The 23,580-nt window shown below is 73.2% G+C and carries 18 protein-coding genes; 8 read left to right on the top strand and 10 right to left on the bottom strand.

The annotated features are described in order from the left end of the window. Genes ACSMTC_RS33725 through ACSMTC_RS33715 form a run of 3 tightly spaced genes read left to right on the top strand, consistent with a single transcriptional unit; the run spans position 1 to position 2,591 of the window. Positions 1-972, top strand: coding sequence for a branched-chain amino acid transaminase (locus ACSMTC_RS33725; protein ID WP_436563540.1), 972 nt, complete (start codon positions 1-3; stop codon positions 970-972). After that, complete coding sequence (locus ACSMTC_RS33720; protein WP_436563539.1) at positions 969-1,571, top strand: prephenate dehydratase domain-containing protein; 603 nt, start codon at positions 969-971, stop codon at positions 1,569-1,571. The genes ACSMTC_RS33725 and ACSMTC_RS33720 overlap by 4 nt, the downstream gene beginning before the upstream one ends. 27 nt (positions 1,572-1,598) lie before the next feature. After that, on the top strand, positions 1,599-2,591 hold the full coding sequence (locus ACSMTC_RS33715; protein ID WP_436563538.1) for an ornithine cyclodeaminase family protein: 993 nt from the start codon (positions 1,599-1,601) through the stop codon (positions 2,589-2,591). Between the two features lie 62 nt (positions 2,592-2,653). Here the strand turns inward: ACSMTC_RS33715 and ACSMTC_RS33710 are convergent, their stop codons facing one another. The 4 genes from ACSMTC_RS33710 to ACSMTC_RS33695 all read right to left on the bottom strand — a co-directional run bounded on the left by ACSMTC_RS33710 (position 2,654) and on the right by ACSMTC_RS33695 (position 9,336). Beyond that, complete coding sequence (locus tag ACSMTC_RS33710) at positions 2,654-2,830, bottom strand: MbtH family protein (protein WP_436563537.1); 177 nt, start codon at positions 2,828-2,830, stop codon at positions 2,654-2,656. Between the two features lies 1 nt (position 2,831). Further along, complete coding sequence (locus tag ACSMTC_RS33705; RefSeq protein WP_436563536.1) at positions 2,832-7,478, bottom strand: non-ribosomal peptide synthetase; 4,647 nt, start codon at positions 7,476-7,478, stop codon at positions 2,832-2,834. Positions 7,479-7,512: 34 nt separating this feature from the next. Continuing rightward, positions 7,513-8,268 carry an AfsR/SARP family transcriptional regulator gene (locus tag ACSMTC_RS33700; RefSeq protein ID WP_436563535.1) on the bottom strand — a complete coding sequence of 252 codons (756 nt, stop codon included), beginning with the start codon at positions 8,266-8,268 and terminating at the stop codon, positions 7,513-7,515. A gap of 213 nt (positions 8,269-8,481) precedes the next feature. Continuing rightward, entirely contained in the window at positions 8,482-9,336 is an 855-nt protein-coding gene (locus tag ACSMTC_RS33695; RefSeq protein ID WP_436563534.1) for a PhzF family phenazine biosynthesis protein, read from the bottom strand. 195 nt (positions 9,337-9,531) lie between these two features. Between ACSMTC_RS33695 and ACSMTC_RS33690 the strand changes: the two genes are divergently transcribed. After that, positions 9,532-10,365, top strand: coding sequence for a CmcJ/NvfI family oxidoreductase (locus ACSMTC_RS33690; protein WP_436563533.1), 834 nt, complete (start codon positions 9,532-9,534; stop codon positions 10,363-10,365). A gap of 283 nt (positions 10,366-10,648) precedes the next feature. Here ACSMTC_RS33690 and ACSMTC_RS33685 read toward each other — a convergent pair whose 3' ends face one another. Further along, positions 10,649-11,260: a nucleoside deaminase gene (locus tag ACSMTC_RS33685; RefSeq protein WP_436563532.1), complete on the bottom strand. Its 612-nt coding sequence runs from the start codon at positions 11,258-11,260 to the stop codon at positions 10,649-10,651. Between the two features lie 281 nt (positions 11,261-11,541). Here ACSMTC_RS33685 and ACSMTC_RS33680 point away from each other — a divergent pair, with 281 nt between their 5' ends. Next, a complete protein-coding gene (locus ACSMTC_RS33680) occupies positions 11,542-15,087 on the top strand; it encodes an AfsR/SARP family transcriptional regulator (RefSeq protein WP_436563531.1) in 3,546 nt (1,181 codons plus the stop codon). Here the strand turns inward: ACSMTC_RS33680 and ACSMTC_RS33675 are convergent. After that, positions 15,075-16,232, bottom strand: a complete 1,158-nt coding sequence (locus tag ACSMTC_RS33675) for a serine hydrolase domain-containing protein (RefSeq protein WP_436563530.1) — start codon at positions 16,230-16,232, stop codon at positions 15,075-15,077. The genes ACSMTC_RS33680 and ACSMTC_RS33675 overlap by 13 nt on opposite strands. A gap of 661 nt (positions 16,233-16,893) precedes the next feature. Here ACSMTC_RS33675 and ACSMTC_RS33670 point away from each other — a divergent pair. The 3 genes from ACSMTC_RS33670 (at position 16,894) to ACSMTC_RS33660 (ending at position 19,164) form a co-directional block, all read left to right on the top strand. Further along, positions 16,894-17,508: a TetR/AcrR family transcriptional regulator gene (locus tag ACSMTC_RS33670; protein ID WP_436563529.1), complete on the top strand. Its 615-nt coding sequence runs from the start codon at positions 16,894-16,896 to the stop codon at positions 17,506-17,508. 163 nt (positions 17,509-17,671) lie between these two features. After that, positions 17,672-18,913 carry a cytochrome P450 gene (locus ACSMTC_RS33665; protein WP_436563528.1) on the top strand — a complete coding sequence of 414 codons (1,242 nt, stop codon included), beginning with the start codon at positions 17,672-17,674 and terminating at the stop codon, positions 18,911-18,913. A gap of 26 nt (positions 18,914-18,939) precedes the next feature. Beyond that, on the top strand, positions 18,940-19,164 hold the full coding sequence (locus tag ACSMTC_RS33660) for a ferredoxin (protein ID WP_436563527.1): 225 nt from the start codon (positions 18,940-18,942) through the stop codon (positions 19,162-19,164). Positions 19,165-19,353: 189 nt separating this feature from the next. On the opposite strand, the gene tsaD is transcribed toward ACSMTC_RS33660, so the two are convergent. The 4 genes from tsaD to ACSMTC_RS33640 form a co-directional block, all read right to left on the bottom strand. Beyond that, positions 19,354-20,412: a tRNA (adenosine(37)-N6)-threonylcarbamoyltransferase complex transferase subunit TsaD gene (gene tsaD / locus ACSMTC_RS33655; RefSeq protein WP_436564889.1), complete on the bottom strand. Its 1,059-nt coding sequence runs from the start codon at positions 20,410-20,412 to the stop codon at positions 19,354-19,356. Positions 20,413-20,641: 229 nt separating this feature from the next. Then, a complete protein-coding gene (locus ACSMTC_RS33650; protein WP_436563526.1) occupies positions 20,642-21,781 on the bottom strand; it encodes a ferritin-like domain-containing protein in 1,140 nt (379 codons plus the stop codon). 284 nt (positions 21,782-22,065) lie between these two features. Continuing rightward, complete coding sequence (locus tag ACSMTC_RS33645; RefSeq protein ID WP_436563525.1) at positions 22,066-23,037, bottom strand: hypothetical protein; 972 nt, start codon at positions 23,035-23,037, stop codon at positions 22,066-22,068. 67 nt (positions 23,038-23,104) lie between these two features. Further along, positions 23,105-23,530 carry a helix-turn-helix domain-containing protein gene (locus ACSMTC_RS33640; protein ID WP_436563524.1) on the bottom strand — a complete coding sequence of 142 codons (426 nt, stop codon included), beginning with the start codon at positions 23,528-23,530 and terminating at the stop codon, positions 23,105-23,107. Between the last annotated feature and the right edge of the window lie 50 nt (positions 23,531-23,580).

Below are 23,580 nucleotides of genomic sequence, written 5' to 3'. Positions count from 1 at the left end.
ATGACGACCGCCACCACGACGCCCCGCCCCGCGACCTGGAGCTGGCACGAGGGCGACTTCCTGCCCACAGCCGAGGCCCGGGTCCCTCTCACCACGCAGGCCCTCCAGTACGGCACGGGTGTCTTCGAGGGCATCCGTGCCTACGTCCAGCCCGGCGGCCGGGAACTCGCCGTCTTCCGCCTCCACGACCACTACCGGCGGTTCCTGCGCTCCTGCCGGCTGCTCCGCATCGAGCTGCCGTACGGGTCCGACGAACTGGCCGAGGCCACCGTGGAGTTGCTGCGCCGCAACGCCGCGGCCGCCGACACCTACATCCGCCCGCTCGGCTACAAACTGGCCATGCTGCCCGGCACCCGCCCCGGCGTGAACCTCACCGGGGTGAGCGACGCGGTCTCCATCTCCACCTTCCTCATGGGCCACTACGCGCCGCCCGGCGGGCTGCGCTGCGCGCTGAGCAGCTGGCGGCGGCCGGCCGACGGCGTCCTGCCCGTCCGCGCCAAGGTCACCGGCGGCTACGTCAACAGCGCGCTCGCCCTCGACGAGGCGCTCGCCGCCGGGCTCGACGACGCGATCCTCTGCAACGACCGCGGGCAGATCGCCGAGGCGACCACCGCCAACGTCTTCGCGGTCCTGGGGGACCGGCTGGTCACCCCGCCCGCCACCGCGGACATCCTGGAGGGCATCACCCGGGACACCGTCCGCGTCCTCGCCGCCGACCTCGGCCTCGCCGTCGAGACCCGCGACGTCCCCCGCTCCGAACTCCTCCTCGCCGACGAGGTGTTCCTCACCGGCACCGGCCTGGGCATCGCCCCGGTCGTGGAACTCGCCGGCCGACCGGTCGGCGACGCCCGCCCCGGCCCCGTCACCGGGGCGCTGGCCGACCGCTACACCGCCCTGCTCCGCGGCGCGCTGGACGACGAACACGGCTGGCTCACCCGCATCCCGCTCGACCTCCCCGAGGAGAACCCGTGATCCTGGAGCGTCCCCACTGGCTCGGCCTCGACACCGACACCGCCCGGCCGGCCACCACCGCCGTCGGCACCCTCGGCCCTGCGGGCACCAGCAGCGAACAGGCCGCCACCCATCTGCGGGCCGTGCTCGACCCGGACGGCGACCCCGCGACGGCCGCCGCCGATGTGCGGCTCTTCGCCGGCTACGAGGAGGCGGGCGAGGCCCTGCGCACCGGCGAGGTCGGCCGGATCGTCGTGGCCAACGCCTACTCCGGCATCAACACCTTCTACATGGACCCGGGGCTCGCACTGGCCGGGGCGTTCGTCTTCGACACGCCGCACTACGGCATCGCCCGGGCCCGAGGTCACCGGGTGCCGCCCCGGCCGCGGGTCGCCACCCACCCGGCGCCGGTGGCGCTCGTCGCCGAGTTGCTGCCCGCGGCCTACGCCGCGGACAACCTGGTGCTCACCGCGTCCACCAGCACGGCGGCCCGGGCCGCCCGCGACCTGGACGCCGATGTGGCCCTCACCACGGAACCGGCCGCCGCACTGCACCAGTTGGAGTTCATCTCCCGGACCCGGACGATCCGGATGCTCTGGTCCGTCTTCGTCGCCCGCTGAACCCCCGCTCTTCCGAAGGACTCACGCATGCGCATCCTCGACCACGACGCCGTACGCCGCGCCTACCCGATGGAGCGGGCCATTCCGCTGATGGCCGACGCCATGCGCGGCTACAGCTCCGGCCGGGTCACCCAGCCCCTGCGGACCATCCTGCGGCCCGCCTCCGACCCCGCGCTGCTCGGCACCATGCCCTGCCATGTCGCGGGCGAGGACGGCGGGCCGTCCGGCTTCGGCGTCAAGGCCATGGTCCTCAAGCCCGACAACCCGGCCCGCGGCCTCGAGCTCCACCTCGGCGTGGTGCTGGTCTTCGACCCCGACACGGGCAGCCCGCTCGCGCTGATGAACGCGAGCGCGGTGACCGCCGTCCGCACCGCCGCCGTCAGCGCCGTCGCCACCCGGGAGCTCGCCCGAAAGGACGCCGGCGACCTGGCGATCCTCGGCTCCGGCGTCCAGGCCCGCAGTCACCTGGAGGCCATGGCGCTGGTCCGGCCGGTGCGCCGGCTCCGGATCTGGAGCCGTACCCCCGAGCACGCCGCGGCCTTCCGTGACTGGGCCGCCACTCGGGTCGACGCGCCCGTCGAGGTGGCGGAGTCGGTCAGCGCCGCCGTGCGGGACGCGGACCTGATCTGCACCACCACCGCTACCCGGGAACCGCTCGTGGACGCCGCCCAGTTGGCGCCCGGCGCGCACGTCAACGCCGTCGGCGCCTCCTTCGTCGACTGCCGCGAGCTCACCTCGCGGGCGGTGGCCCGGGCCCGGGTCTTCGTGGACAGCAGGGAGTCCGCGCTCTTCGAGTCGGGCGATCTGCGCGTGCCCCGCGAGGAGGGCCTCATCGGTCCGGACCACATCCGCGCCGAGCTCGGCGAGGTCCTGCTCGGCACCGCCGGGGGCCGCACCGCGCCCGACGAGATCACCCTCTACAAGTCTCTCGGCCTGGCCGCCCAGGACATCGTCTCCGGCTTCGACATCGCCCGGGCCGCCGCCGAGTTGGGGCTCGGCATCCACGCCGACATCGGCTGACCTGCCGGTCACGCACTGAACCCCCCGTGCCGGCACGGGGGGTTCAGTGCATGTGGGGGGGATCAGCTCGGCTCCGTCCAGTGCTCCTCGATGTGGGCGAGGCAGGCGGCGCGCCCGGTGGCCGGCAGGGTCACCGTCCAGCCGGCCGGCACGTCGAGCCGGGCCGGCCAGAGGCTGTGCCGCCCCGCCCCGTCCACCAGGACCGTGTAGCGCGCGTCGGGGTCGTCGAAGGGGTTCATGTCAGCCCTCCTTGGGGGCGGTCGGGGGCGCGGGCAGGAAGCCGCGACCGGTCAGGTGGTCGAGGTAGCGGTGGATCACGCCCCGGTCGACGGCGGGGCAGGCGATGCCCGTCCCGGCGAGACCCTCGGCGGCGTTGCGGTCGTCGAAGCGGAGCCGTGCGGTGTCGGGCAGTTCCTTCGCCGCGGCGGCGAGTGCCGCCACCGAGCTCACCGACGCCCCGGCGTCCGGGCGGGCGGCGGCCACGGCGAGCAGCTCTCCCCACTCCCGCACCGAAACCGTCCGCAGCTCGTGGCCGCGTTCCCGCAGTGCGTCCAGGACCAGGGAGACGGGCGTCAGCTCTCGGTTGACGAGGTGGTGGGCGCGGCCCAGCGTCGCGGGCCGGGCGGCCAGCGCCACCTGGGCGGCGGCCACGTAGTCCACCGGCACCAGGTCCACGCCGGGCCCGAAGCCGCCTGGTTCCCCGGGGTCGGGCATCGCGCCGAGCTCCAGGCCGGCCCGGACGAAGTGCCAGAAGGCGTCGTCGGTGCCGCCCGCGCCGGTGCGGCTGTCCCCGCTGACCCGGCCGGGCCGGTAGACGGCGACCGGCACAGCCCGCGCGGCCGCCTGCTCGAGCAGCCGCTCCGCCACCCACTTGGTGGCCGCGTAGCCGTTGCGCATCACCTCCGCGGCGGGCAGCCTGCGGTCCTCGGTGAGCAGTTCGGGGTTGCCCTGCGCACCCATGACGACGCTGCCGGTGGAGACGTAGTGGACGGCCTTGACCCGGCCGGTCACGGCGAGCCGGACGACCTCCCGGGTGCCGTCCACGTTGGCGGCCCTGAGCCGGCGGTAGCCGTGCACCAGGTGCACCCGGGCGCCGTTGTGGTGGATCACGTCGATCAGCTCGGCGAGTTCGCCGAACCGCTCCTCCGCCAGGCCGAGCAGCGGGCGTTCCAGGTCGCCGGCGACCGGAGCGATCCGCGCGGCCAGCCGTTCGTCCCACAACCCGAAGCGTTCCAGGGCCTGTTGGATCCGCTCGCCCGCCCGCCGGTCGTCCTCAGCCCGCACCAGGCAGTGCACCCGGGCCGAGGTGGTGTCGAGCAGGGCGCGCAGCAGGAAGGAGCCGAGGAAGCCGGTCGCCCCGGTGAGCAGCACATGGGCGGGGTCGGCGCCGCGCGCCGGGTCGTAGGGCCGGCGCCCGGTGGTCACCAGCTCCGCGTCGAGCACCGCCTCGGCGTCCAGGTCGGGCGCGTCCTGGTCGCCGGTGCCCGCCTCGTCGTCGAGGAGCGCGGCGAGTTCCTCGGGCCGCTGGCGCTCGAAGAGGGTGCGCACCGAAAGCCCGGCGTCCAGCTCGGCGTTGATCCGCTCGACCAGCCGGACGGAGAGCAGGCTGTCGCCGCCGAGGTCGAAGAAGCCGGCGTCGGCGGCGACTTCGGGCACCCCGAGCACCTCGGCGAAGAGCGCGCACAGCGCCTTCTCCCAGCGGCCTTCGGGGGCGCGGCCGCCGGTCGCCCGCTCCGGTCCCGGGGCCGGCAGGGCGCGCCGGTCCACCTTGCCGTTGACGGTGAGGGGCAGGGTTTCGAGACAGATCAGCACCGACGGGACCATGTAGTCGGGCAGGGCGGCCGCGACGTGGGCGCGGAGCGCGGCCGGCGTCGGCCGGGCTCCGGGGCGCGGCTCGGCGTAGCCGACCAGACGACGGTGGCCCGGCAGGTCCTCGCGCACCATGACCACGGCCTGTGCCACGTCGGGGTGACGCACCAACACCGCCTCGATCTCGCCGGGTTCGATGCGGAAGCCGCGCACCTTGACCTGGTGGTCGGCTCGGCTGACGAACTCGACGTTGCCGTCGGCCCGCCACCGCACCAGGTCGCCGGTGCGGTACATGCGGGTGCCCGACGGCCCGTACGGGTCGGCCACGAACCGTTCGGCCGTCAGTGCCGGTCGGCCGAGATAGCCGCGGGCGACGCCGGCTCCGGCGATGTAGAGCTCGCCCACCACGCCGGTCGGCACCGGCCGCAGCTCCGTGTCGAGCACGTACACCCGGGTGTTGTGGAGCGGCCGGCCGATCGGCGGGGTGGCGGCCCCGGAGAGCGGGGCGCTCAGCGTGGTGCACACGGTCGCCTCGGTCGGGCCGTAGCCGTTGACCAGGGTGCGGCGGCGCGACCAGCGGTCGGCGATCTCGGGCGGGCAGCTCTCGCCGCCGACGACCACCGTGGTGGAGAGCGGCAGTCCGTCCTCTTCCGCGAGGGTGGCGAGGGCGCTGGGCGGCAGCTGAACATGGGTGATCCGCTGCCGGTGGGCCAGCGCGGAGAGTTCGGGCCCGGGCAGCACCCGGCCGCCCGGGCCGAGCACCAGTGCGCCGCCCGACAGCAGGGAGAGCGACACCTCCCAGAAGGCGGCGTCGAAGCTGGGCGAGGCGAACTGCAGTACCCGCGCCTCTGGGCCGGCGCCGACCGACTCGGCCTGGCTGGAGCGCAGGCTGGCCACGCCCCGGTGCTCGACCACCACGCCCTTGGGGCGTCCGGTGGAGCCGGAGGTGTAGATGACGTAGGCGGGGTGGCCCGCCTCGAGCGGGCGCACCCGCTCGGCGTCGGTGGGGTTCCCGGCGTCGGCGGCGGCGAGCCGGGCCGCTGTGCCGACGGCGTCCATATCGAGGCGGTGGGTGCCGTCCGGAAGGCTCAGCGGGGTGCCGGTGCGGGTGATGACGGCGGCGGGACGGGCGTCGGCCACCATGGCGGCGAGCCGCTCGGGCGGGTACTCGATGTCCAGCGGCACATAGGCCGCGCCGGCCTTGACCACCGCGAGCAGGGCGATGATCAGCTCGGGCGAGCGGGGCAGGGCGAGCGCCACCAGGTCCTCCGGGCCGACGCCCTGGGCGATGAGCAGCCGGGCGAGTCGATTGGCGGCCGCGTTGACCTCGGCGTAGCTGATCTCGCCGCCCTCGTGGACGAGCGCCACCCGGCCGGGGTCCTCGGCGACCCGCTCCTCGAAGAGTGCGGGCACGGTCCGGGCGGGGACCGGCCGGGCCGTGTCGTTCCAGTCGTCCAGCAGCCGCTTCCGCTCCGCCGCGGGCAGGATTTCGGCGCGGCTCACCGGCGCGTCGGGCGCCGCGACGACGGCGTGGAGCAGGGTCACGAACCGCTCGACCAGCGCCACCGCGGAGGCCCGGTCGAACAGGTCGGTGCTGTACTCGACGAGGCCCTCGATGCCCTGGCCGGTGCGGGACTCGGCGAGGCTGAAGGTGAGGTCGAACTTGGCGGCGCCGGTGGTGAGCACCTCCCACTCGGCCCGCAGCCCGGGCAGGTCGAGCCGGGCCTCGGGGGTGTTCTGGAGCACCAGCATCGTTTCGAAGAGCGGGTGCCGCGCGGTCGAGCGGCGTGGGGCGAGCTCCTCGACCAGTCTCTCGAAGGGGGTGTCCTGGTGGGCGAAGGCGGCCAGGTCGCCGGCGGTCACCCGGGCCACGAGCTCCCGGAAGGTGGGATCGCCCGAGGTGTCCGACCGCAGCACCACCGTGTTGACGAACAGGCCGACCAGGTCGTCGGCCTGGCCTCCGCCGCGCCCGGAGACCACGGTGCCCACGGCGGTGTCGGTGACGCCGCTCATCCGGCTGAGCAGCTGGGCGAGTGCCGTGTGGAGGACCATGAAGAGGCTGGAGCCCGCGGCCCGGGCGATCTCGCTCAGCCCGGTGTGGACTGCCGCCGGGATGCGGACGGGCACGGTGTCGCCCCGGAAGCTCGGGGCGGGCGGCCTGGGCCGGTCGACCGGCAGGTCGAGCCCCTCCGGCAGTCCGGCCAGCGCCTCGCGCCAGTAGGCGAGTTGCCGGGACACCGGGGACTCCGCGTCGCCCTCGGCGCGGTGCGCCGCAGCCTGCCGCACCGTGTGGTCGGCGTACTGGAGGGGCAGCGGGGCCCAGCCGGGGTCCCGGCCGGCGAGCCGGGCCCGGTAGGCGGTGGCGAGATCGCGGGCGAGAGGCCCCATCGACCATCCGTCCGCCGCGATATGATGCACCGTCAGCAGCAGGGTGTGCTCCTCGGGCCCGGCGACGAACAGCTCCGCCCGCAGCGGAACCTCCCGCACCAGGTCGAAGGCGTGCCTCCCGGCCCGGGCCAGCGCCCCGGCCAGCGCACCCGGCGCCACCTCCGTCACGGAGAGCCCCGGGAAGGCGGTCTCGGCCGCCAGCACCTGCTGCCGGGGCACTCCCCCGGTCTCCGGGTACACCGTCCGCAGACTCTCGTGCCGGCGGACCACGTCGAGCAGTGCGGCGGTCAGCGCCGCGCGGTCCAGCGGGCCAAAGAGCCGCAGGGCGAACGGCAGGTTGTAGGTGGCGCTCGGCCCCTCGAGCCGGTGCAGGAACCACAGTCCGCGCTGCGCGGGCGAGAGCGGCACCGTCTCGGGCCGCCGGTACGGCTGCGCGCGGTCCGCGTCCAGCAGTTCGGCGAGGGCCGCCGGGCTCGGGGCCCGCCGCAGGTCGGCCACGGTGACGTCGGCGCCGAGCGCGGCCCGTACCCGGTCGGTCACCTGCCCGGCCTGGGCCGGTGTGCCGCCCAGGGCGAAGAAGTCGTCGCCGTCCGCGACGGGGCGGCCGAGCACCTGACCGAAGAGCAGCCGCAGCACGGGGAGTCGCCGGGCGCCCGCTGCGGCGTTCCGGGAGTCGGGGGGTGTCGTCATGTGTGTGTCCCAGGAGAAGTCAGAGGGGATGGGGTCAGGAGGCGTTGAGAAAGAGCCGGCGCGGCCTGCGGCCCATGGCCAGCGAACGTTCGAAGACCTTGCGGGTCAGCTCGCTCGGCGCGACGCCCAGGTCGTCGTGCATGCGCCGGGCGCACATCTCGTACCAGCTCTTGACCCGCCCCAGCTCGCCGAGTTCACCGTGGACCGACATCAGCGTCCGGTACACCTGCTCCTGGTAGATGTCGATCTCCAGCATCCGGCGGCACAGCGCGATGACGGAGGGGAAGTCCTCCTGGCACAGCGCCTCCTCCTGGAGGTACTTGAGCGCCTGCAAGGCCAGCGACTTGTTCCACTCGCGCTGTTCGCCGATCCAGTCGGCCCGCTCCACGGCGAGGAAGTCGCCGCCGTAGAGGGCGAGCGCCGCCCGGTACCCGCGGGTCGCCGCGTCATGGTCACCGCGCAGCTCGGCCGCCCGGCCGTCGGCGCAGTGCGCCTCGAACTCCTCGACGTCCACCCAGATGCTCTCGGCGTGGAGCACGTAGCCATGGTCCTGGTGGAGGATCTCCACGGCGGGCGGCATACCCGTCCCGCCGCCGTCCAGGATGCGGCGCAGCGCATGCATGGCCACCTTCACCGAGCTCGACCTGGGCGTCCAGGCGCTCTCCGGCCACAGGATCTCGTGCAGCCTGTCGCGGTGGACCACGCGCCCGCGGTTGACGAGCAGGTACTGGAAGAGATTCCGCGCCTTTCCGGCCCGCCATCTCTCCACCGGCCTCCCGTCGACGTTCACGGAGAAATCCCCGAGGCAGCGAACCGTGATCCGAGCGGTCTTCGAGACATGCAAAGCGGTGACCTCCAGGAGATGGATGACGAGGGGACGCATCGCCCGTACTCGCACCGGCCCCGCGAATTTCCCGTACGTACACGCGGAGTACGGGAAATCCGGCGGTGCGGACGCCGCGTCGTCACCTTGATCATGGTGGCTGCGGGTCCACGGGGGTAACTACTCACCCGGGTAAAAGTCGTCCCCCGCCCGTTTTCCCGGGGCCACGCCGAGTTCTCCCGCCACAACGGTGACCGCGTGCCCGGTGAGCTCCACCCGGTCACTACTCACTCGGGTATGTACCAGGCCGCGGCGCGTGGAGAGCTGAAGCCCGGTCAGCACCGTACGCCCGAGCCGCGCCGCCCACCAGGGCGCGAGCGCCGTGTGGGCGCTGCCCGTCACCGGGTCCTCCGGCACGCCATAAGCGGGGGCGAAGTACCGCGACACGAAGTGGTGCCCCGCGTCCGGCACCCCGGCCGCCGCCGTCACGATGACGCCGCGGCCCCCCAGCCGGGCCAGTGCCGCGTGGTCCGGGGCGAGTTGCTCCACCGTCCGCGCGTCCGCCACCTCCACCAGCAGGTCTCCGAGGTCTCCCGTGTGCCACACGGAGACCGGCCGGGTGCCCAGGGCGGCGGCGAGCCCGTCGGGCTCGGCGGCCGGGACCGCCGGGGAGGCCGGAAAGTCCATGGTGATCGAAGCGTCCGAATTGGTGCGGGTGGTGAGGATTCCGCTGCGCGAGGCGAACCGCACCGTCCCGGCGGCCCGCCCGGTCTGGCGCAGGACGTGCGCGGTGGCGAGGGTAGCGTGGCCGCAGAGCGAGACCTCGGCGACGGGGGTGAACCAGCGGAGCGCCCAGTCGCCCTGGGGATCCCCTTCGGGCAGCGGGCCGGCGAACGCCGTTTCGGAGAGGTTCAGTTCGGTGGCCACGGCCTGCAGCCAGTCGTCGCCCGGGAATCCGGACTCGAGCAGCACCACGCCGGCGGGATTCCCGCCGAACGGGCGATCGGTGAATGCATCCACGAGAAAGATACGCATGGCCCGGACTCTAAACGCCGTCGGCCGCAGGGCAGTCGGGGCCGCAACCGCCGCATAACCGGGAGCAAACCCGCGCCAAACCCGGTTTTCCTAACCTCCGCCCCACCCACACCCCGAGGAATCGCCGGACCCGTTTCCCAGCCCGCTTCCCGAGCCGTTTCCCAACCATTTCCCCGACCCTCAAGAGGAGTTCCCATGTCCGTAACGGCCACGCGCCAGAGCCCGTCCGTGGAGGCGACGGTGCAGTACGCGGGCGACATCGAGGGCCGCGCCGTCTTCGACGCCGTGGACCCGTCCCGCACCAACCTGGCCTTCGTGCCGCACACCGTCGAGATCCACGACGCGCGCCCCTTCCAGGACCAACTCAGCCTGGACCGGGAGGGCTTCCAGCTGGTGCGGCACACCAGCTCGGTCGCCCACTCCGTCGACATCGAGGAGCTCGACCGCGTCTACCACCAGGAAATGGCCGAGCTGATCAAGGAGGTGACCGGCGCCCGCGAGGTGATCGTGCAGCGCACCGGTCTCGTGCTGCGCACCAGCGAGCGCGCCGCCGAGCGGGTCGGCACCACGCCCGCCCGCTTCGCGCACCTCGACTACACCGAGGTCTCCGCCCAGCAGTTCCTCGACGCCGTCCTGGCCGCCGAGGACGCCGACCCGGCCCCGTACCGCCGCTACGCCATCTACCAGGCATGGCGGGCCACCTCGACCCCGCCGCACGACAGCGTGCTCGCGATGGTCGACGCCACCTCGGTGGCCGACGGCGACACCCGGCTCTTCTACGGGGTGTTCGGCCCCGAAGGCGCCCCGATGAGCCTGCTCGAGGCCCAGCTCGGCAAGGCCAACCCGGCCCACCGCTGGCTCTACTTCTCCGGTCTCACCCCGGACGAGGTGATCCTCTTCAAGGGCTTCGACTCCGATTCCGCGCGGGCCACCGGCGTGATGCACACCGCCTTCGACGACCCGACGGCCCCCGAGGACGCCTCGCCGCGGGCGAGCATCGAGTCGCGCTTCTTCGCCTTCTTCGACTGAGACCGACCGCTGACCGGCGACGATGCCCGAGCCCTCATCACCGCCGCGACCGACGCCCTACGCTGAACGCCGACCTCGGGGAGCCCCGACCGGTCCGGTCGGGGCTTCGCGAGGTCAGGCCGCCGAGGCATTCGTTCACGCGGAGCGGTTCCAGACTTCCACGACCCGGCTCCAGGTCCGGCAGGGCCCCCGCCGCCTCACCGAGAACCCCTCCGGCGCGGCCATCGGCGACGTCGGGCGGCCCCTGTGAGGTCGGCCGGGGGCGCGGGCAGGGCCCGGTGTGCTAGCCCCAGTACCCGAGGTGCACCGCGGCGGCCTCTTCGTAGAGGTGCGGCCCCGACACTTCGACCGTGCTGCCGCCGGCTGCGAAGATCTGACGGCACGGGAGGTCGAGCAGCGGCTCGTCGGGGTCCACTCCGGCGAGGACGTTCAGCTCTGTGGCCGCGAGTGCGTAGACCACCCGGCGGATGCCGCTCCAGTAGATCGCGCCGGAGCACATCGCGCACGGCTCGGCGCTGGTGAACAGCGTGGTCTCGGCGAGCTGATCCGGCGGCAGCGTGCGCGACGCCTGCCGGACCAGGTTCGTCTCCGCGTGGCCAGTGGCATCGTGCTCCGTGATCACAGTGTTCTCGGCGGTGAGCAGGACGTTCCCGGTTGCGTCGGTCAGCAGCGCGCCGAACGGATGGTTGCCGTGCTTGCGCGCGCGTGCCGCGAGGTTGATGGCCTCGAGGAGGTGAGCCCGGTCCTGATCGGTCGGCGTGTTCGAAGCTGCTTGCATGACGTGCTCCTCATAGGGCGTGAAGCTGACAGGGGGTGGAGCTGGAGGACGAGGCTGCCGCGGGCCGGCCGTGGGGGTGTCGTTCGTGGTCAGCCTGGTGGTGATGCTGGTGATCACGTTGTGAGTTGCGGCCTGAGGGCGACGTCGCCGCCCTGCCGGTGCTCCAGACCCGGCGAAGGCGGCGGCCGTCACTCTCCTACCTCGTACTTGTCTGACACGTTGCGGGTCTTGTCTTGATAAAACAGCACGGGGCACCGAGGAGCTCCGAGCGCATGTCATCCGAGAGCCACCGGCGGCACGCACACCGGGGACGGGGAGCGGGGCCGTGCGGTGTTCGAGCAGTCCGGCTCCGGCCCCCGGTGTGACGGTCGAGCAGGTGGTGCTGCGATACTCGGCGGGTGCGCGTCGGCCTGCTCGGACCCTTGGTACTGGACACCGGAGCGGGCCCGGTATCGATCGGTGGCGCGCGGCTGCGGGCGCTGCTGGCCCGGCTGGTACTGGACGGCGGGCGCGCCGTCCGGCCGGAGGTACTGGTCGAGGCGCTGTGGGCCGAGTCGCCGCCGGCCGGCCAGGCGAACGCCCTGCAGTCGCTGGTGTCCCGGTTGCGGACCGTGCTGGGCGACCCCGGGCTGCTCACCTTCGGACCGGCCGGGTATCGGCTGGCCGTCGAGGCGGGCGCGGTGGACACCGTTCGGTTCGAGCAACTGGCCCGCTCGGGCCGGCGCCTGCACGCACAGGGTCAACCCGCCGAGGCCGCTGCCACCTTGCGGGAGGCCCTGAGCCTGTGGCGCGGCCCCGCCCTGGCGGATGTGCGCGAGGCTCCGTTCGCCGATGCCGAGGCCGAGCGGCTCGAACGGGCCCGGCTGGCCGCCCTGGAAGACCGAATCGAGGCCGACCTCGCGCTGGGAGCCGACCCCGATCTCATCGCCGAGCTCGAATCGCTGACGGCGGATCATTCACTGCACGAACGCCTGCATGCCCAGCTGGTCCGGGCGCTGGCCGTCGGCGGCCGGAGCGCCGAGGCGCTGGCCACCTACCAGCGGCTTCGTGACCGGCTGGCCGACACCTTCGGCAGCGACCCCGGGCCGCAGCTGCAGGCTGCCCATCTCGCGGTGCTGCGCGGCGAGCTCCCGCCGCCTCGGCTCGCCGGCCAGCCCCAGCCCGGCCACCCGCCGCAGCGCCACCAGTCGGAGCACCACCAGTTGGAGCAGCACCACCAGTCGGAGCAGCGCCGGCCGCCCCGCCGATCGCGGCCGCCCGGCAACCTGGACGCGCCGCTGACCAGCTTCGTGGGCCGCGAGGACGACGTCCGCCGAGTGGTCGAGCTGCTCGGGCAGGCCCGGCTGGTCACCCTGGTCGGGCCCGGAGGAGCCGGCAAGACCCGGCTGGCCACCACCAGCGGCCGACAGCTCACACCGTCCGGCGGGGTGTGGTTCGTCCCCCTGGCCCCGGTCGGCGCGGACGATGTGCCCCGCGCGGTGCTCGGCGCCCTGCGGCTGCGCGAGGCCGGCGTACCCAAGGCCGCTACGGCACCGGGCCGCCCGCCCATGGGCCCGGGTGGCGCCTCCGGTGCCACTGAGGAGGTCCTGGACCGCCTGACCGAGGTGCTGGCGGACGACGACCTGGTGCTGGTGCTGGACAACTGCGAGCACCTGGTCGAGGCGGCCGCGGCACTGGCCGAGACCTTGCTCGGCCGCTGCCCCCGACTGCGGGTGCTGGCCACCAGCCGGGAAGCGCTGCGGATCGACGGCGAGACCCTGCACCCGGTACTCCCGCTGGAACTACCCGAACCGGGCTCGACGGCCCCGCAGGCCCGCGCCTGCGCGGCGATCCGGCTGTTCCACGACCGGGCCGTCGCGGTGTGCCCCGACTTCGACATGGCGGGCGACTCGCTGACGGCGACGATCGAGATCTGCCGCCGTCTGGACGGCCTGCCACTGGCGATCGAACTGGCCGCGGCACGGCTGCGCACCCTGCCGGTCGAGGTGGTCGCGGCCCGGCTGGACGACCGGTTCCGACTGCTCGCCCGGGGCAGCCGCACCGCACTGCCCCGGCACCAGACCCTGCGCGCCGCGGTGGCCTGGAGCTGGGACCTGCTGGACGCCGACGAGCGGGCGCTGCTGGAACGGCTGTCGGTGGTACCCGGCAGCTTCACCGAGGACACGGCGCAGGCGGTCGGCGGGCTCGACGTCCGGTGCGCCGACGTCCAAGCCTGTGACGTTCCAGCCTGTGATGTCCCAGCCTGTGACGTCCGGTTCTGCGACATCCAAGCCCGTGACGGCCGGTCCTGCGATGTCCGGGAGCTGCTGGCGGCGCTGGTCGACAAGTCCCTGCTGCATCCGCTCGGGGCCGTCGACACGGGCGAGCCGCGCTACCGGATGCTGGAGACCATCCGGGAGTACGGCCTGGAGCAGCTCGCCCGGCGCAGGGAAGTCGGCGCCGCCCGCAAACGGCACGCCGGGTTCTTCCTCGAACTGGCCGAGACCGCGGAACCGCGGCTGCGCACCCGCGACCAACTGCGCTGGCTGGCACGGTTGTCGGCCGAGCGGGACAACCTGCTGGCCGCGATCCGCTGGGCGATCGAGTCCGGGGACGCCGAGACGGCGGTCCGGTTCGGCGCCGCACTCTGCTGGTTCTGGTCCATGCGGGGCTACCCGCCGGAGTCGCTGGACCTGCTCGACCGGATGCTGGAGGTTCCCGGACCGTCCGATCCGGTGGCCCGCGCGCTGGTGATCGCGACGCATGAGGTCGGCACCGAGTCCATCAGTCAGCCACAGGAGAGGGCAGCCGCCTTCCGCCGGATCGAAGAGGCGATGGCGGGCATCGATCCCAGTGCCCATCCCCTGCTGGAGCTGGCCCAGTTGGCCGCCCTGATCACGGGGCCGACGCCGCAGACTCAGGACGTCACGGCAGAGCCGCCCCCGGGCATGCGCGGCTCCGCGGAAACACCTGACGCACCAAACACACCAAACACACCAAACACACCGGACACACCGGACGTACCCAACACGCCGGAAGCACCGGACGGCGGGCAGAAGGATCCCTCAAGTCGGCCGTTCGGACTGCTGCTTCAGGGCCTGCTGACCTTGCACACCGGGGACGTCGCCGAGGCGACGGGCTTCCTCTCCCGTGCGCTGACCGGTTTCGAGGAGCTCGGGGAACGGTGGGGCCTGGCGACCGCGCTGAGCACCCTTGGCACGATCCGACGGCGGTCCGGCGAGCTGGCCGATGCGCTGGCGATGAACGAGCGGGCCACCCGGTACTTCCAGGAGCTCGGTATGCAGGAGTACACGATCGAGAACGAGGTTCAGGCCGCTCTGATGCGCGCTCAAGCCGGGGACGTGGACGGCGCGCGCGAGCAGCTGACGGGCCTGTTCGACCAGGTGGCGCAGAGCGGATCGGCCGAGCCGTGGGCCCTGGTGGGCCTGGGGCTGGCCCAGTTGGAGTGGCGGGCCGGACGGCCGGGGCCGGCCCGCGCACACGCGCAGGTCGCCCTGGCCGAGGCTCCCGGCGGCCAGCCGACGCCGTCGTACCTCACCGCCCTGCTGCTGGGCGTGCTCGCCCAGGTGGACGCGGCGGGCGGCCGCCCGGACGAAGCGCTGCGCCGGCTCGACCACCCTGCGGTGCACCTGGTACTGACCTGGAACTCAGCGATCACGGGGTGGACAGCGGTCGTGGTCGCCGACATCGAGCTGTGCTGCGACCGGCCGGGGAAGGCAGCGCAGCTCCTCGGGGTCGCCGACCTGCTGCGGGGCTCGGCCGACCTCGGCGACGCCGACGTGCGCAGGATCACCCGGCAGGCCACGGCCGCCCTGGGAGCCGCCGGGTTCGCGGCAGCGCGGGCCACGGGTGCGACGATGTCGCGGACCGAGGCCAGAGACCTGCTGTCCGCGATCATCACCGCGCCCGTGACTCAGTCGACTTGCTCCGATCAGTGGGCTTGAGTCGTGGCCGGAGTGGTCGGAGTGATCGGGACAGCCGGGACAGCCGGGACAGCCGGAGCCGGCCTGCCGAACATGGCGCAGGTCACGGCGGTCTTCAGTGCCTGGTCAGCCGCAACGAGCCTCGGGTCGGCCCCGAACTCGAACAGGAACTCCGTCGAGACGAGGACGGTGGCGGTACGGCTGCCGGTGCTGTCGGTGAGGTTGACGCTGGAGTAGCCGGTCACTCCCCCGTCGTGGGCCCAGATGGTGCCGCAGGGCGTGGTGCCCGTCTCGATACCCAGCCCGGAGCCGGGCCCGTTCACCGGGTTCTCCGGGTCCATCGGGACGGTGCTGCGCAGCTCTGCCAGCTGGGCCGCGGGCAGCAGCCTGCCCGACATCAACGCGGTGAAGAAGCGGGACCAGTCCTGCGCGGTGGACACCACCGCCCCGGCGGCCCCGCCCCAACTCGGGTCGTTGCCTGAGACGTTCACGTGGCCGTCGCGGGGCACGCCGGCAACGGCCCGGAACGCGGTGGGCACGCCCGCCGGCATGTGGGCCGAGTCCGGTTCGTAGCCGCGGGCGTACCGGCCGTGCCAGCCGCCGTCCACGGCGAGGTAGGTGTGCTTCAGGTTGAGCGGCCGGGCGATCCGGTCCCGTATCAGGTCGGCGAGGCTCGCCCCGGTGACCCGCTCCAGAACGGCGCCCACCGCGGCGTAGTCGGTGTTGCTGTAGGACCACCGGGTGCCCGGGGCGAACAGCGGCGGGTGCTTCACGCCCACGGCGAGCAGTTCCGCGGAGGTCCACCGATGCGGGTCCTTGCCGAGGATCGGCTGCACGAGGGCCGGGTCGTCGGTGTAGTCGAACAGGCCGCTGGTGTGGTTCAGCAGCATCCGCAGCGTGATCGCCCGGCCGTTCGGGACCTGGCCCGGCAGCCACTTCTCCACCGGGTCGGTCAGCGCGAGCCTGCCCTCGGCGACCAGTTGCAGAGCGATCGTGGCCATCATGGTCTTGGTGTTGGAGCCCATCCGGAACTCGTCCCCCGCCTTGAGCCGGTGGTCCTTCGCGGCCCAGGGAGCCTGCTCGACGATCTCGACGGGCCGACCGTGGCCGTCGTCCACCCGCACGACCACCCCCGGCGCCCCGGCGTCCACCAACCGCTTTGCCAATTTGGTCAGTTGATCCCGCTGCGCGTCGGCCCCGCCCTGGGTCGCAGCGGATACCGACGACGCGGCCGGGGCTGCGGGGAGGGAAGCCGGGAACGCCGTACCGGCGGCCGGCCCGACGGTCAGGGCCGACGCCGTCAGCACGACCGGCACCAGCCGCAGGCGACGCGACCACACCGCACGATCCGACGAAGAGATATCTGAAGAAGTATCCGGTGACATGGACCCGTTCCTCCGGTTGCTGGGCGACCTGGACGGATCCAGCTTCCGGCCCGCCGCTGGCAGACCGCGCACAGCACGCTGACAGGCACCCGGTAGCGCGGTCAGCACCGGCGGAGTCACCGGGGCGGGGCCATCAGGACGGGTGGCCCTCGGGCGAGACGAGCCGCCCGGCTCACCTACCTCATTCGGAAGACCGGACCGCTCGGAGCGAACGGCAGCCCCGAACCCCGCGCTACGAGGTAGGCGTGCTCCCGCCGAACACACAGCACCTCGCACTCGCCGTCGCTGATCAGCAGGATCGGAGCCGCCGCGGCGACCGTACTCGGGAGAGGACCACGCCCACCGGCCCGCCCTGACGGCCGCCGGGCGGCTGCGACCTGATCTCGACGCGGTCTACGGTGTTCCTCGTCAGCGGAGCACGGGCAGTTCCGGGAGGCCGGGTTTGAGCAGCAGCGCGGGCGGTACGGCAAGGCGGGCAGGGGTGCGGAAGGTCCCGCTGAGTGACCCCGGACGACGCCGGGAGGTACTGGAGGCCGTGCTGGCGCTGCTGGCCGAGGTGGGCTACGAGCGGCTGACCATGGACCTGGTCGCGCAGCGGGCCAGGGCGAGCAAGGCGACGCTGTACCAGCGGTGGCCCTCCAAGGCCGAGTTGGTGGTGACCGCTCTCCAGGAGCACCGCCCGGTGATGGCGGTGCCGGACACCGGGTCGTTCGCCGAGGATCTGCGCCGGCTGCTGTACGAGTGGCAGGAGGGTTGGACGGAGCGGGACCGGGGGCTGATGCTGGCGGTGCTGGAGGCCAGTCGCAGCGACCCGGAGCTTGCCCGTCTGCGCAGGGAGCGACTGAGCCGCCCCCTGCTGGAGGCGGCGGGGATCGCGGCGGAGCGGGCGCGGGACCGGGGGCAGATCCCCGCGGGGGTCGACGAGGAGCTCCTGCTCCAGCTTCCTTTCGCGCTGCTGGTGATGCGGGTGCTCGCATTCGACGAGCGGCCCGACCGCGCGCTGGTGGACCGGATCGTGGACGGCATCGTGGTGCCGCTCATGCACCCACAGCCGTGATCCGGTGAACGCACGCCTCCACGTAGAACGACTTCACATAGAACGACTTCGTACTATCCTGGCTTGGAAGGCACGAGAGCCCACCGGACGGTCGGACCGTCGACCGGAGCGACAGCCTGCGCCGGCGGGGCACTGAGCCGAACGCCGAATGGAGGTCACTTCCATGAGCGCACCCATCCCCGCATCGCCCCCCGCAGCCGCCCCCCTGCCGCGAAGCCGCAGCTGCCCGTTCGACCCCCCGCCGGAGTACGGGCGGCTGCGCGAACACGATCCCGTCAGCGCCCTCGCCTTCCCCGACGGCAAGACCGGCTGGCTCCTGACCCGCCACGAGGATGTCCGGGCAGTGCTCGCGGACGACCGTTTCAGCTCGGACCGCACCATCGCGTCCTTTCCCGTGCGGGGCCTGCCGATCCGCCGCGAGGACCCCGACTCGCGCGCCGGACAGCTGATCTCGACGGATCCGCCCGAGCACACCCGCTACCGGCGCATGCTCACCGGCTACTTCACGGTACGGCGGATGCGCGCCCTGGCCCCGCGAATCGAGCAGATCGTCGCCGACCACCTCGACGCCATGGAACGCACCGGCCCGCCCGTCGACCTGGTGCCTGCCTTCGCCAAGCCCGTGCCCTCACTGGTCATCTGCGAGCTGCTCGGCGTCCCGTACGAGGACCACGCCGACTTCCAGCGCTGGACCTCGACCGTGCTGAGTGTCGGCGTGGACCGGGACGCCTCACTCGCCGCGCTCGACGCCCTCACCGACTACCTGATCCAGCTGGTGGCCGACAAGCGCCGGCACCCCGACGACGCGCTGCTCAGCACCCTGATGGCCAAGAGCGCGGACCAGGACGAGTCGGCGAACCCGCTGACCGACCGGGAAGTGGCCGGCATCGGCCGGCTGCTGCTGGCCGCCGGCCACGAAACCACGGCCAACATGCTGGCACTGGGCACCTACACCCTGCTCTCCCACCCCGCCCAGCTCCGGGCGCTGCGCGAGCAGCCCGAGGTCATCGACCGCGCGGTGGAAGAGCTCCTGCGCTACCTGACCATCGTGCAGTTCGGCACCGTCCGGGTCGCCCGTGAGGACGTCGTCATCGCGGGGCGGCACATCCGCGCCGGCCAGACCGTGGTCGCCTCACTGCCCGCTGCCAACCGCGACCCCGGGCACTTCCCCCACCCCGACGAACTCGACCTCACCCGCGCCCCCTCCCAGCACGTCGCCTTCGGACACGGCATCCACCAGTGCCTGGGCCAGCAGCTGGCCCGTGTGGAGATGCAGATCGCCTTCCCCGCCCTCCTGCGGCGGTTCCCCACCCTGCGCCTGGCCGACCCCCGAACGCGGGTCCCGATGCGGGACGACATGTTCATCTACGGCGTCCACGCCCTCCCGTTGGCCTGGGACGTCTGAAACCGGACGAATCAGGTGGTCACACCATGAGGATCCAGATCGACCGCAGCCGCTGCCGCGGCGCCGGGCAGTGCGTGCTGAGCGCACCCGACCTCTTCGACCAGTCGGACGACGACGGCACCGTCATCGTCCTCGACGACCAGCCGCCCGCCAGGCTGCACGACGCGGCCCGACTCGCCGAAGCCCTGTGTCCCAACGCGGTCATCCGCATCGTCGCCGACGGTGCGGACCCTGCGGACCGACACACCTGACCGGGTACCGGCCCTCCGTACCCGGGCGCCCGCCCGTGCCCGGCACGCCTGCGCACGGGCCGGCAGAGGTGTTCGTCGGCTCTGCGGGCGCGTCCGTTCCCGGGTGGCCGGGCGAAGGCGGCCGCGTGGACCGAGCGGGAGCCCGGCCGGGCATCTCGGCCGGGCCCGGTCGTGTCACGTCGGCGGCAGTCACGCGACGCGCAGCGACGGGGCGGCGAGCGGGGTCAGCGCGGCGTACTCCAGGGGAGCGGACGGGTCGATCGAGACGTCCAGCGGGGCGGGTGCGGCGCCGGACCGCACCAGCAGGTCCCCGATAGCCGCGATCATCGCTCCGTTGTCGGTGCACAGCCGCAGCGGCGGCACCCGCAGGGTGATGCCGGCCGCGGCGCAGCGCTGCTCGGTGAGGGCGCGGATACGGGAGTTGGCGGCCACCCCGCCGACCACCACCAGGGTGTCGATGCCGTGGTCGGTGCAGGCGCGGACGGCCTTACGGGTCAGGACGTCGGCGATGGCCTCCTGCAGCGCGGCGGCCGCGTCGGGCACGTGCGGCTCGTGACCGGCGGCGCGCTGGGCCTCGGCCCAGCGGGCGGCGGCGCTCTTCAGCCCGGAGAAGGAGAACGCGTACGGGGGGTCGTTCGGCCCGCTCAGCGGGCGTGGGAAGCGCACCGCGCGCGCGTCTCCGTCGCGTGCGGCCCGGTCGATCGCGGGCCCACCGGGGTAGGGCAGGCCGAGGACGCGGGCGACCTTGTCGAAGCACTCGCCCGCCGCGTCGTCCAGGGTGTCGCCGAGGTGGACGATCACGTCGCGGGCCAGGTCGCGCACCAGCAGGAGCGAGGTGTGGCCGCCGGAGACGATCAGCACGATGCACGGGTTCGGCAGCGGGCCGCCCTCCAGCGTCGCGGCGGCCACGTGCCCGGCCAGGTGGTGCACCCCGTACAGCGGCACACCGAGCGAGAAGGCGTAGCCCTTGGCGGCGGCCACCCCGACCTGCAGGGCGCCGGAGAGTCCCGGACCGGTGGTCACGGCGACAGCGCCGACATCGGCGAGCGTGAGCCCGGCCCGGTCCAGCGCCTCACGGACCACCGGTGCCACCGCGTGGACGTGGGCCCGGGCGGCGATCTCCGGCACCACTCCCCCGAACCGGACGTGCTCGTCCATGCTGGACGCCACCGCCTGCCCGAGCAGGACACCGTCGCGCACCAGCCCGGCCTCGGTCTCGTCACACGACGACTCGATCCCCAGCACCACCGGCGACCCGGACACCAGCCCACCTCACTTCTGCTTAGGTTTTGCAGTTGCACATATTGTGCAGTAACAGGAGAGCCCGCGCCGGTTACCGCATGCCTGTGGTGGCCCGGTAGCGGTGTCGAAGCCCAGTGCCGCAGACGATGGTGCCGACCAGGCAGGTGACGTTGTGGAGCACCTGACGCCAGTACCGCCGCGGCGGGACCCCTGGACCGGGAAGGACGGCGGCCGCTCACACCGGTCTGTGGTGCGGCCCTCGAGGGCTGATCCGGAACTGGGGGCCGTAGGTGCCGCTGTGGTCGGGCAGGGGGATGTCCATCAGCTCCAGGGCGGGCTCCTCCAGGGCCCTCATGGCCTTCACCGCGCGGTCGAGCGCGGGGTTGCCGCCGTACGACCAGGCGTCCTGGAGGTCGCGCACGACGGTGCCGAAGGACTGGTCGAACCGAGTGAGCAACCGTCGCACCCGGGAGGGCGGGGAGGGCCAGCCACCGGCCGGGACAACGCCCATCGGTCTGACCTCGGGCAGGGGGACCGGGGCGCCGGTGAACTCCCAGCAGCCGTCGACCGCACGCAGCCGCCGTCCGTGGTAGATCTCGCCGAACGCGTAGTAGTGGGCCGGGGTGTCGTGCCCCGAGGGGGTGTCGGGGGAGCATGAGGTGCCCTCACCCTGCTCCTTGACGGTCTCGATGGCCCGTTCGACGTCGTCCAGGCTGGTGACCGGTTCGAGCAGGTCGGCCCCTACCCGCCTGCTCAGCTGGCCGTCCGGGGACAGGCTGGGGCGGACGTCGTGGAAGGCGGCCAGGACGGCGGTGTAGAACGCGCCGATGGTCACAGGCCCGGCCGCCTGGCGTGCGAGCGGGCTCTCGGGCCTCTCGATGGCCATCATGACGTCGTGCACATAGGTCCTGGTGAGCCCGGACAGGTAGACGGTCAGTCCGGGCCGGACCCCGCCGGGGAGCGGGCCGGGATAGTCCGGGACGGCGGTGGCGATCCGGGGCCGGCCGCCCACCGCGACCAGCAGGTTGCAGGCCAGCCCCATGTGGTACATCTCGTCGCCGATGACACCCCGGATCAGCCGGGCCGCCTCGGTACGACGGTCCCTGATCGACCACCAGGCGCACAGGTAGGGCGGGATGGTGGCCAGCTCCAGAGCGACGGCCACCTGCAGCGCGCTCCTGATCCAGCGGACGCCACGAGTGTCCTCGGGCACTGCCAGCAGACGGGCCGCCTCGCCCGCCCCGGTGCTCGGGCCGGCCGCGCGCGCGGTACCGCTGCCCACGGCCGGGCCGGCCGCCGCCAACCCGGTGGTGGCGAGGAAGCCGCGCCGACTCAGCGCCGGACCACCTCTGTCGCCTCCGGTCACGTCGCTCACCACTGCCTCCGTCCCCGGATGCGTCGACCCGCGCCGAGGCACCCGCCCGAACCAGCCGTACGCCCGCGAAGCTAACAGCGGAGCCCCGCACAGCCCGCGCACCCCGCCGCTGCGGGCACCGCGCCCTCAGCCACATGACCCCGACCGGCACAGCAGACCAGTACGGATGCCTCCACACCTGAAGCATCGCGGGGCTCCTGCGGCTCACGCGGTGCGGCCCGTTCGGAAGCGGAGATCCGCCGGGTACTGTGCACCGGACGAGCGGCGGGTGAGGCCGGGCAGCGTCATGGCGTCGGCCCCGTCGGTCCCGGCGTTCCGGGGGACGGTGGATGGCAGAGCGGACAGGGTCCGGAGGACTGCTGGGGATAGCGCAGTGCGCGGGCTCCGGCAGGCCCCTGGGGTGCCCCCTGCAGCCACAGCCCTCCAAGGGCCTCCCACTGGAGCAGTTCTTCGGCCCAACTGGTCGGCTGCTGCAGGCCGATGGCCTCGATCAGTTTCCGCCGGTGCACGTCGAAGGCCGTCCGGACGAGCTCCGCGTGGACGAGTGCGGTCCGCACCGCACCCCGGTAGCCGACGCGGGCCAGCAGCAGGGCGGACAGCAGACAGCCGAGCCAGGCGTACCAGGGTAGGAGCACCGCGCTGAACACCACCCCGATCACGGCCGCCACGGGCCCCAGGACGCAGAGTGTCACCATGAACTCCACATCGCCTGCGGTGAGCGCGAGTTGGGCAGCGAAGGGGGACGGGAGCACGGTGTACAGCCGAGGCAATGCCAGGACGCCGTCGATCCCGTAGCGGTGGACGGAATAGGTCTCCGCGGCGCGCTGGATGTTGCCGAACCGGGTCGGCATGACGTCGTCCTCGTGCATGGGCAGCAGCCGGGCCAGTTCCGCCAGACGCCGTGGATCGCGGCTCATCTCCGCGTGCAGCCTCTGGTAGTGGTCCAGCCGGCGGGTGAGGATCCATCGCAGCGGTGGATACCGCGGCCAGTATCCGGACAGCAGGCGTACCGCGCCGGGCAGGCGGGCCGACCATATGAAGCCCGCGAGCACCGAGAGTGCGAGCGCGGCCAGGACGAGGCCCGCCCGGGCGTCGGCCTCGCGCCGCGACCACCAGGCCACGGCATGGGCCCAGCCCCACCAGGTCACGGCGAGACAGCCGAGGGAACTCGCCAGCGCCACGATGGGCAGCCAGACGGCGAGCAGGAAACGGCGGCCCAGATGGCCGCCCAGCTTGTCCAGCGTCGAGGTCAGCATGTGGTGGTACCCCTGCCTGTGTCCCGGTCCGCCCTGCCCGTCCTCCTCCTGCGGTGCCGCGTCCGGATCAACCCCAGTCGACCGTCAGCACATGCCCCCGCCAGCACATCGTGCTGCCGCGTACGAACAGCAGGACGCGGTTCACCTCCCCGCAGTCGGCGCAGACCAGCTCCATGGCCTGAGGCGCGCGTAGGTCGCCGTCGAGGGACTCCGGACCGAGCAGTCCGGTGTCGGGCAGGAACTCGAGCAGGTGGGCACGCAGCGCGTCCGCCGGGACGATGCCCACGGGATGTCCGTCCTCGACCACGGTCACCCCTGCGAGGCTCTCGCCCAGTAGCCGCAGTACGCGCAGGTCCGCGAGCAGGCTGTCCAAGCTCAGTGCCGGCCCGCACGCCACCAGCGCCGGCGCCCCGGGCGGGCGCGTCGGGTCCAGGCCGACCCGAGTCCCCTCGAGCGGCTGCATCAGCTCGCCCACGGCCGCATCCCACTCCATGCCGCTGTCACCTTCCTCTTCCTCACTCACGAGCTCCGTGGAACGGCCGG

The sequence above is a fragment of the Kitasatospora sp. HPM-01-4 genome, from assembly GCF_051374625.1.
In the GTDB taxonomy this organism is placed as follows: Bacteria; Actinomycetota; Actinomycetes; order Streptomycetales; family Streptomycetaceae; genus Kitasatospora.
The sequence above is the reverse complement of the archived record's forward strand: the minus strand, read 5'-3'. Positions and strand labels throughout refer to the sequence as shown.

Excerpts from the sequence above, each read along its gene's own strand:
- ACSMTC_RS33705 (WP_436563536.1), bottom strand. The coding sequence starts at position 7,478 with ATGACGACACCCCCCGACTCCCGGAACGCCGCAGCGGGCGCCCGGCGA.
- ACSMTC_RS33725 (WP_436563540.1), top strand. The coding sequence starts at position 1 with ATGACGACCGCCACCACGACGCCCCGCCCCGCGACCTGGAGCTGGCAC.
- ACSMTC_RS33640 (WP_436563524.1), bottom strand. The coding sequence starts at position 23,530 with ATGGAGTGGGATGCGGCCGTGGGCGAGCTGATGCAGCCGCTCGAGGGG.
- ACSMTC_RS33660 (WP_436563527.1), top strand. The coding sequence starts at position 18,940 with ATGAGGATCCAGATCGACCGCAGCCGCTGCCGCGGCGCCGGGCAGTGC.
- ACSMTC_RS33645 (WP_436563525.1), bottom strand. The coding sequence starts at position 23,037 with ATGCTGACCTCGACGCTGGACAAGCTGGGCGGCCATCTGGGCCGCCGT.
- ACSMTC_RS33715 (WP_436563538.1), top strand. The coding sequence starts at position 1,599 with ATGCGCATCCTCGACCACGACGCCGTACGCCGCGCCTACCCGATGGAG.
- ACSMTC_RS33710 (WP_436563537.1), bottom strand. The coding sequence starts at position 2,830 with ATGAACCCCTTCGACGACCCCGACGCGCGCTACACGGTCCTGGTGGAC.
- ACSMTC_RS33695 (WP_436563534.1), bottom strand. The coding sequence starts at position 9,336 with ATGCGTATCTTTCTCGTGGATGCATTCACCGATCGCCCGTTCGGCGGG.
- ACSMTC_RS33690 (WP_436563533.1), top strand. The coding sequence starts at position 9,532 with ATGTCCGTAACGGCCACGCGCCAGAGCCCGTCCGTGGAGGCGACGGTG.
- ACSMTC_RS33665 (WP_436563528.1), top strand. The coding sequence starts at position 17,672 with ATGAGCGCACCCATCCCCGCATCGCCCCCCGCAGCCGCCCCCCTGCCG.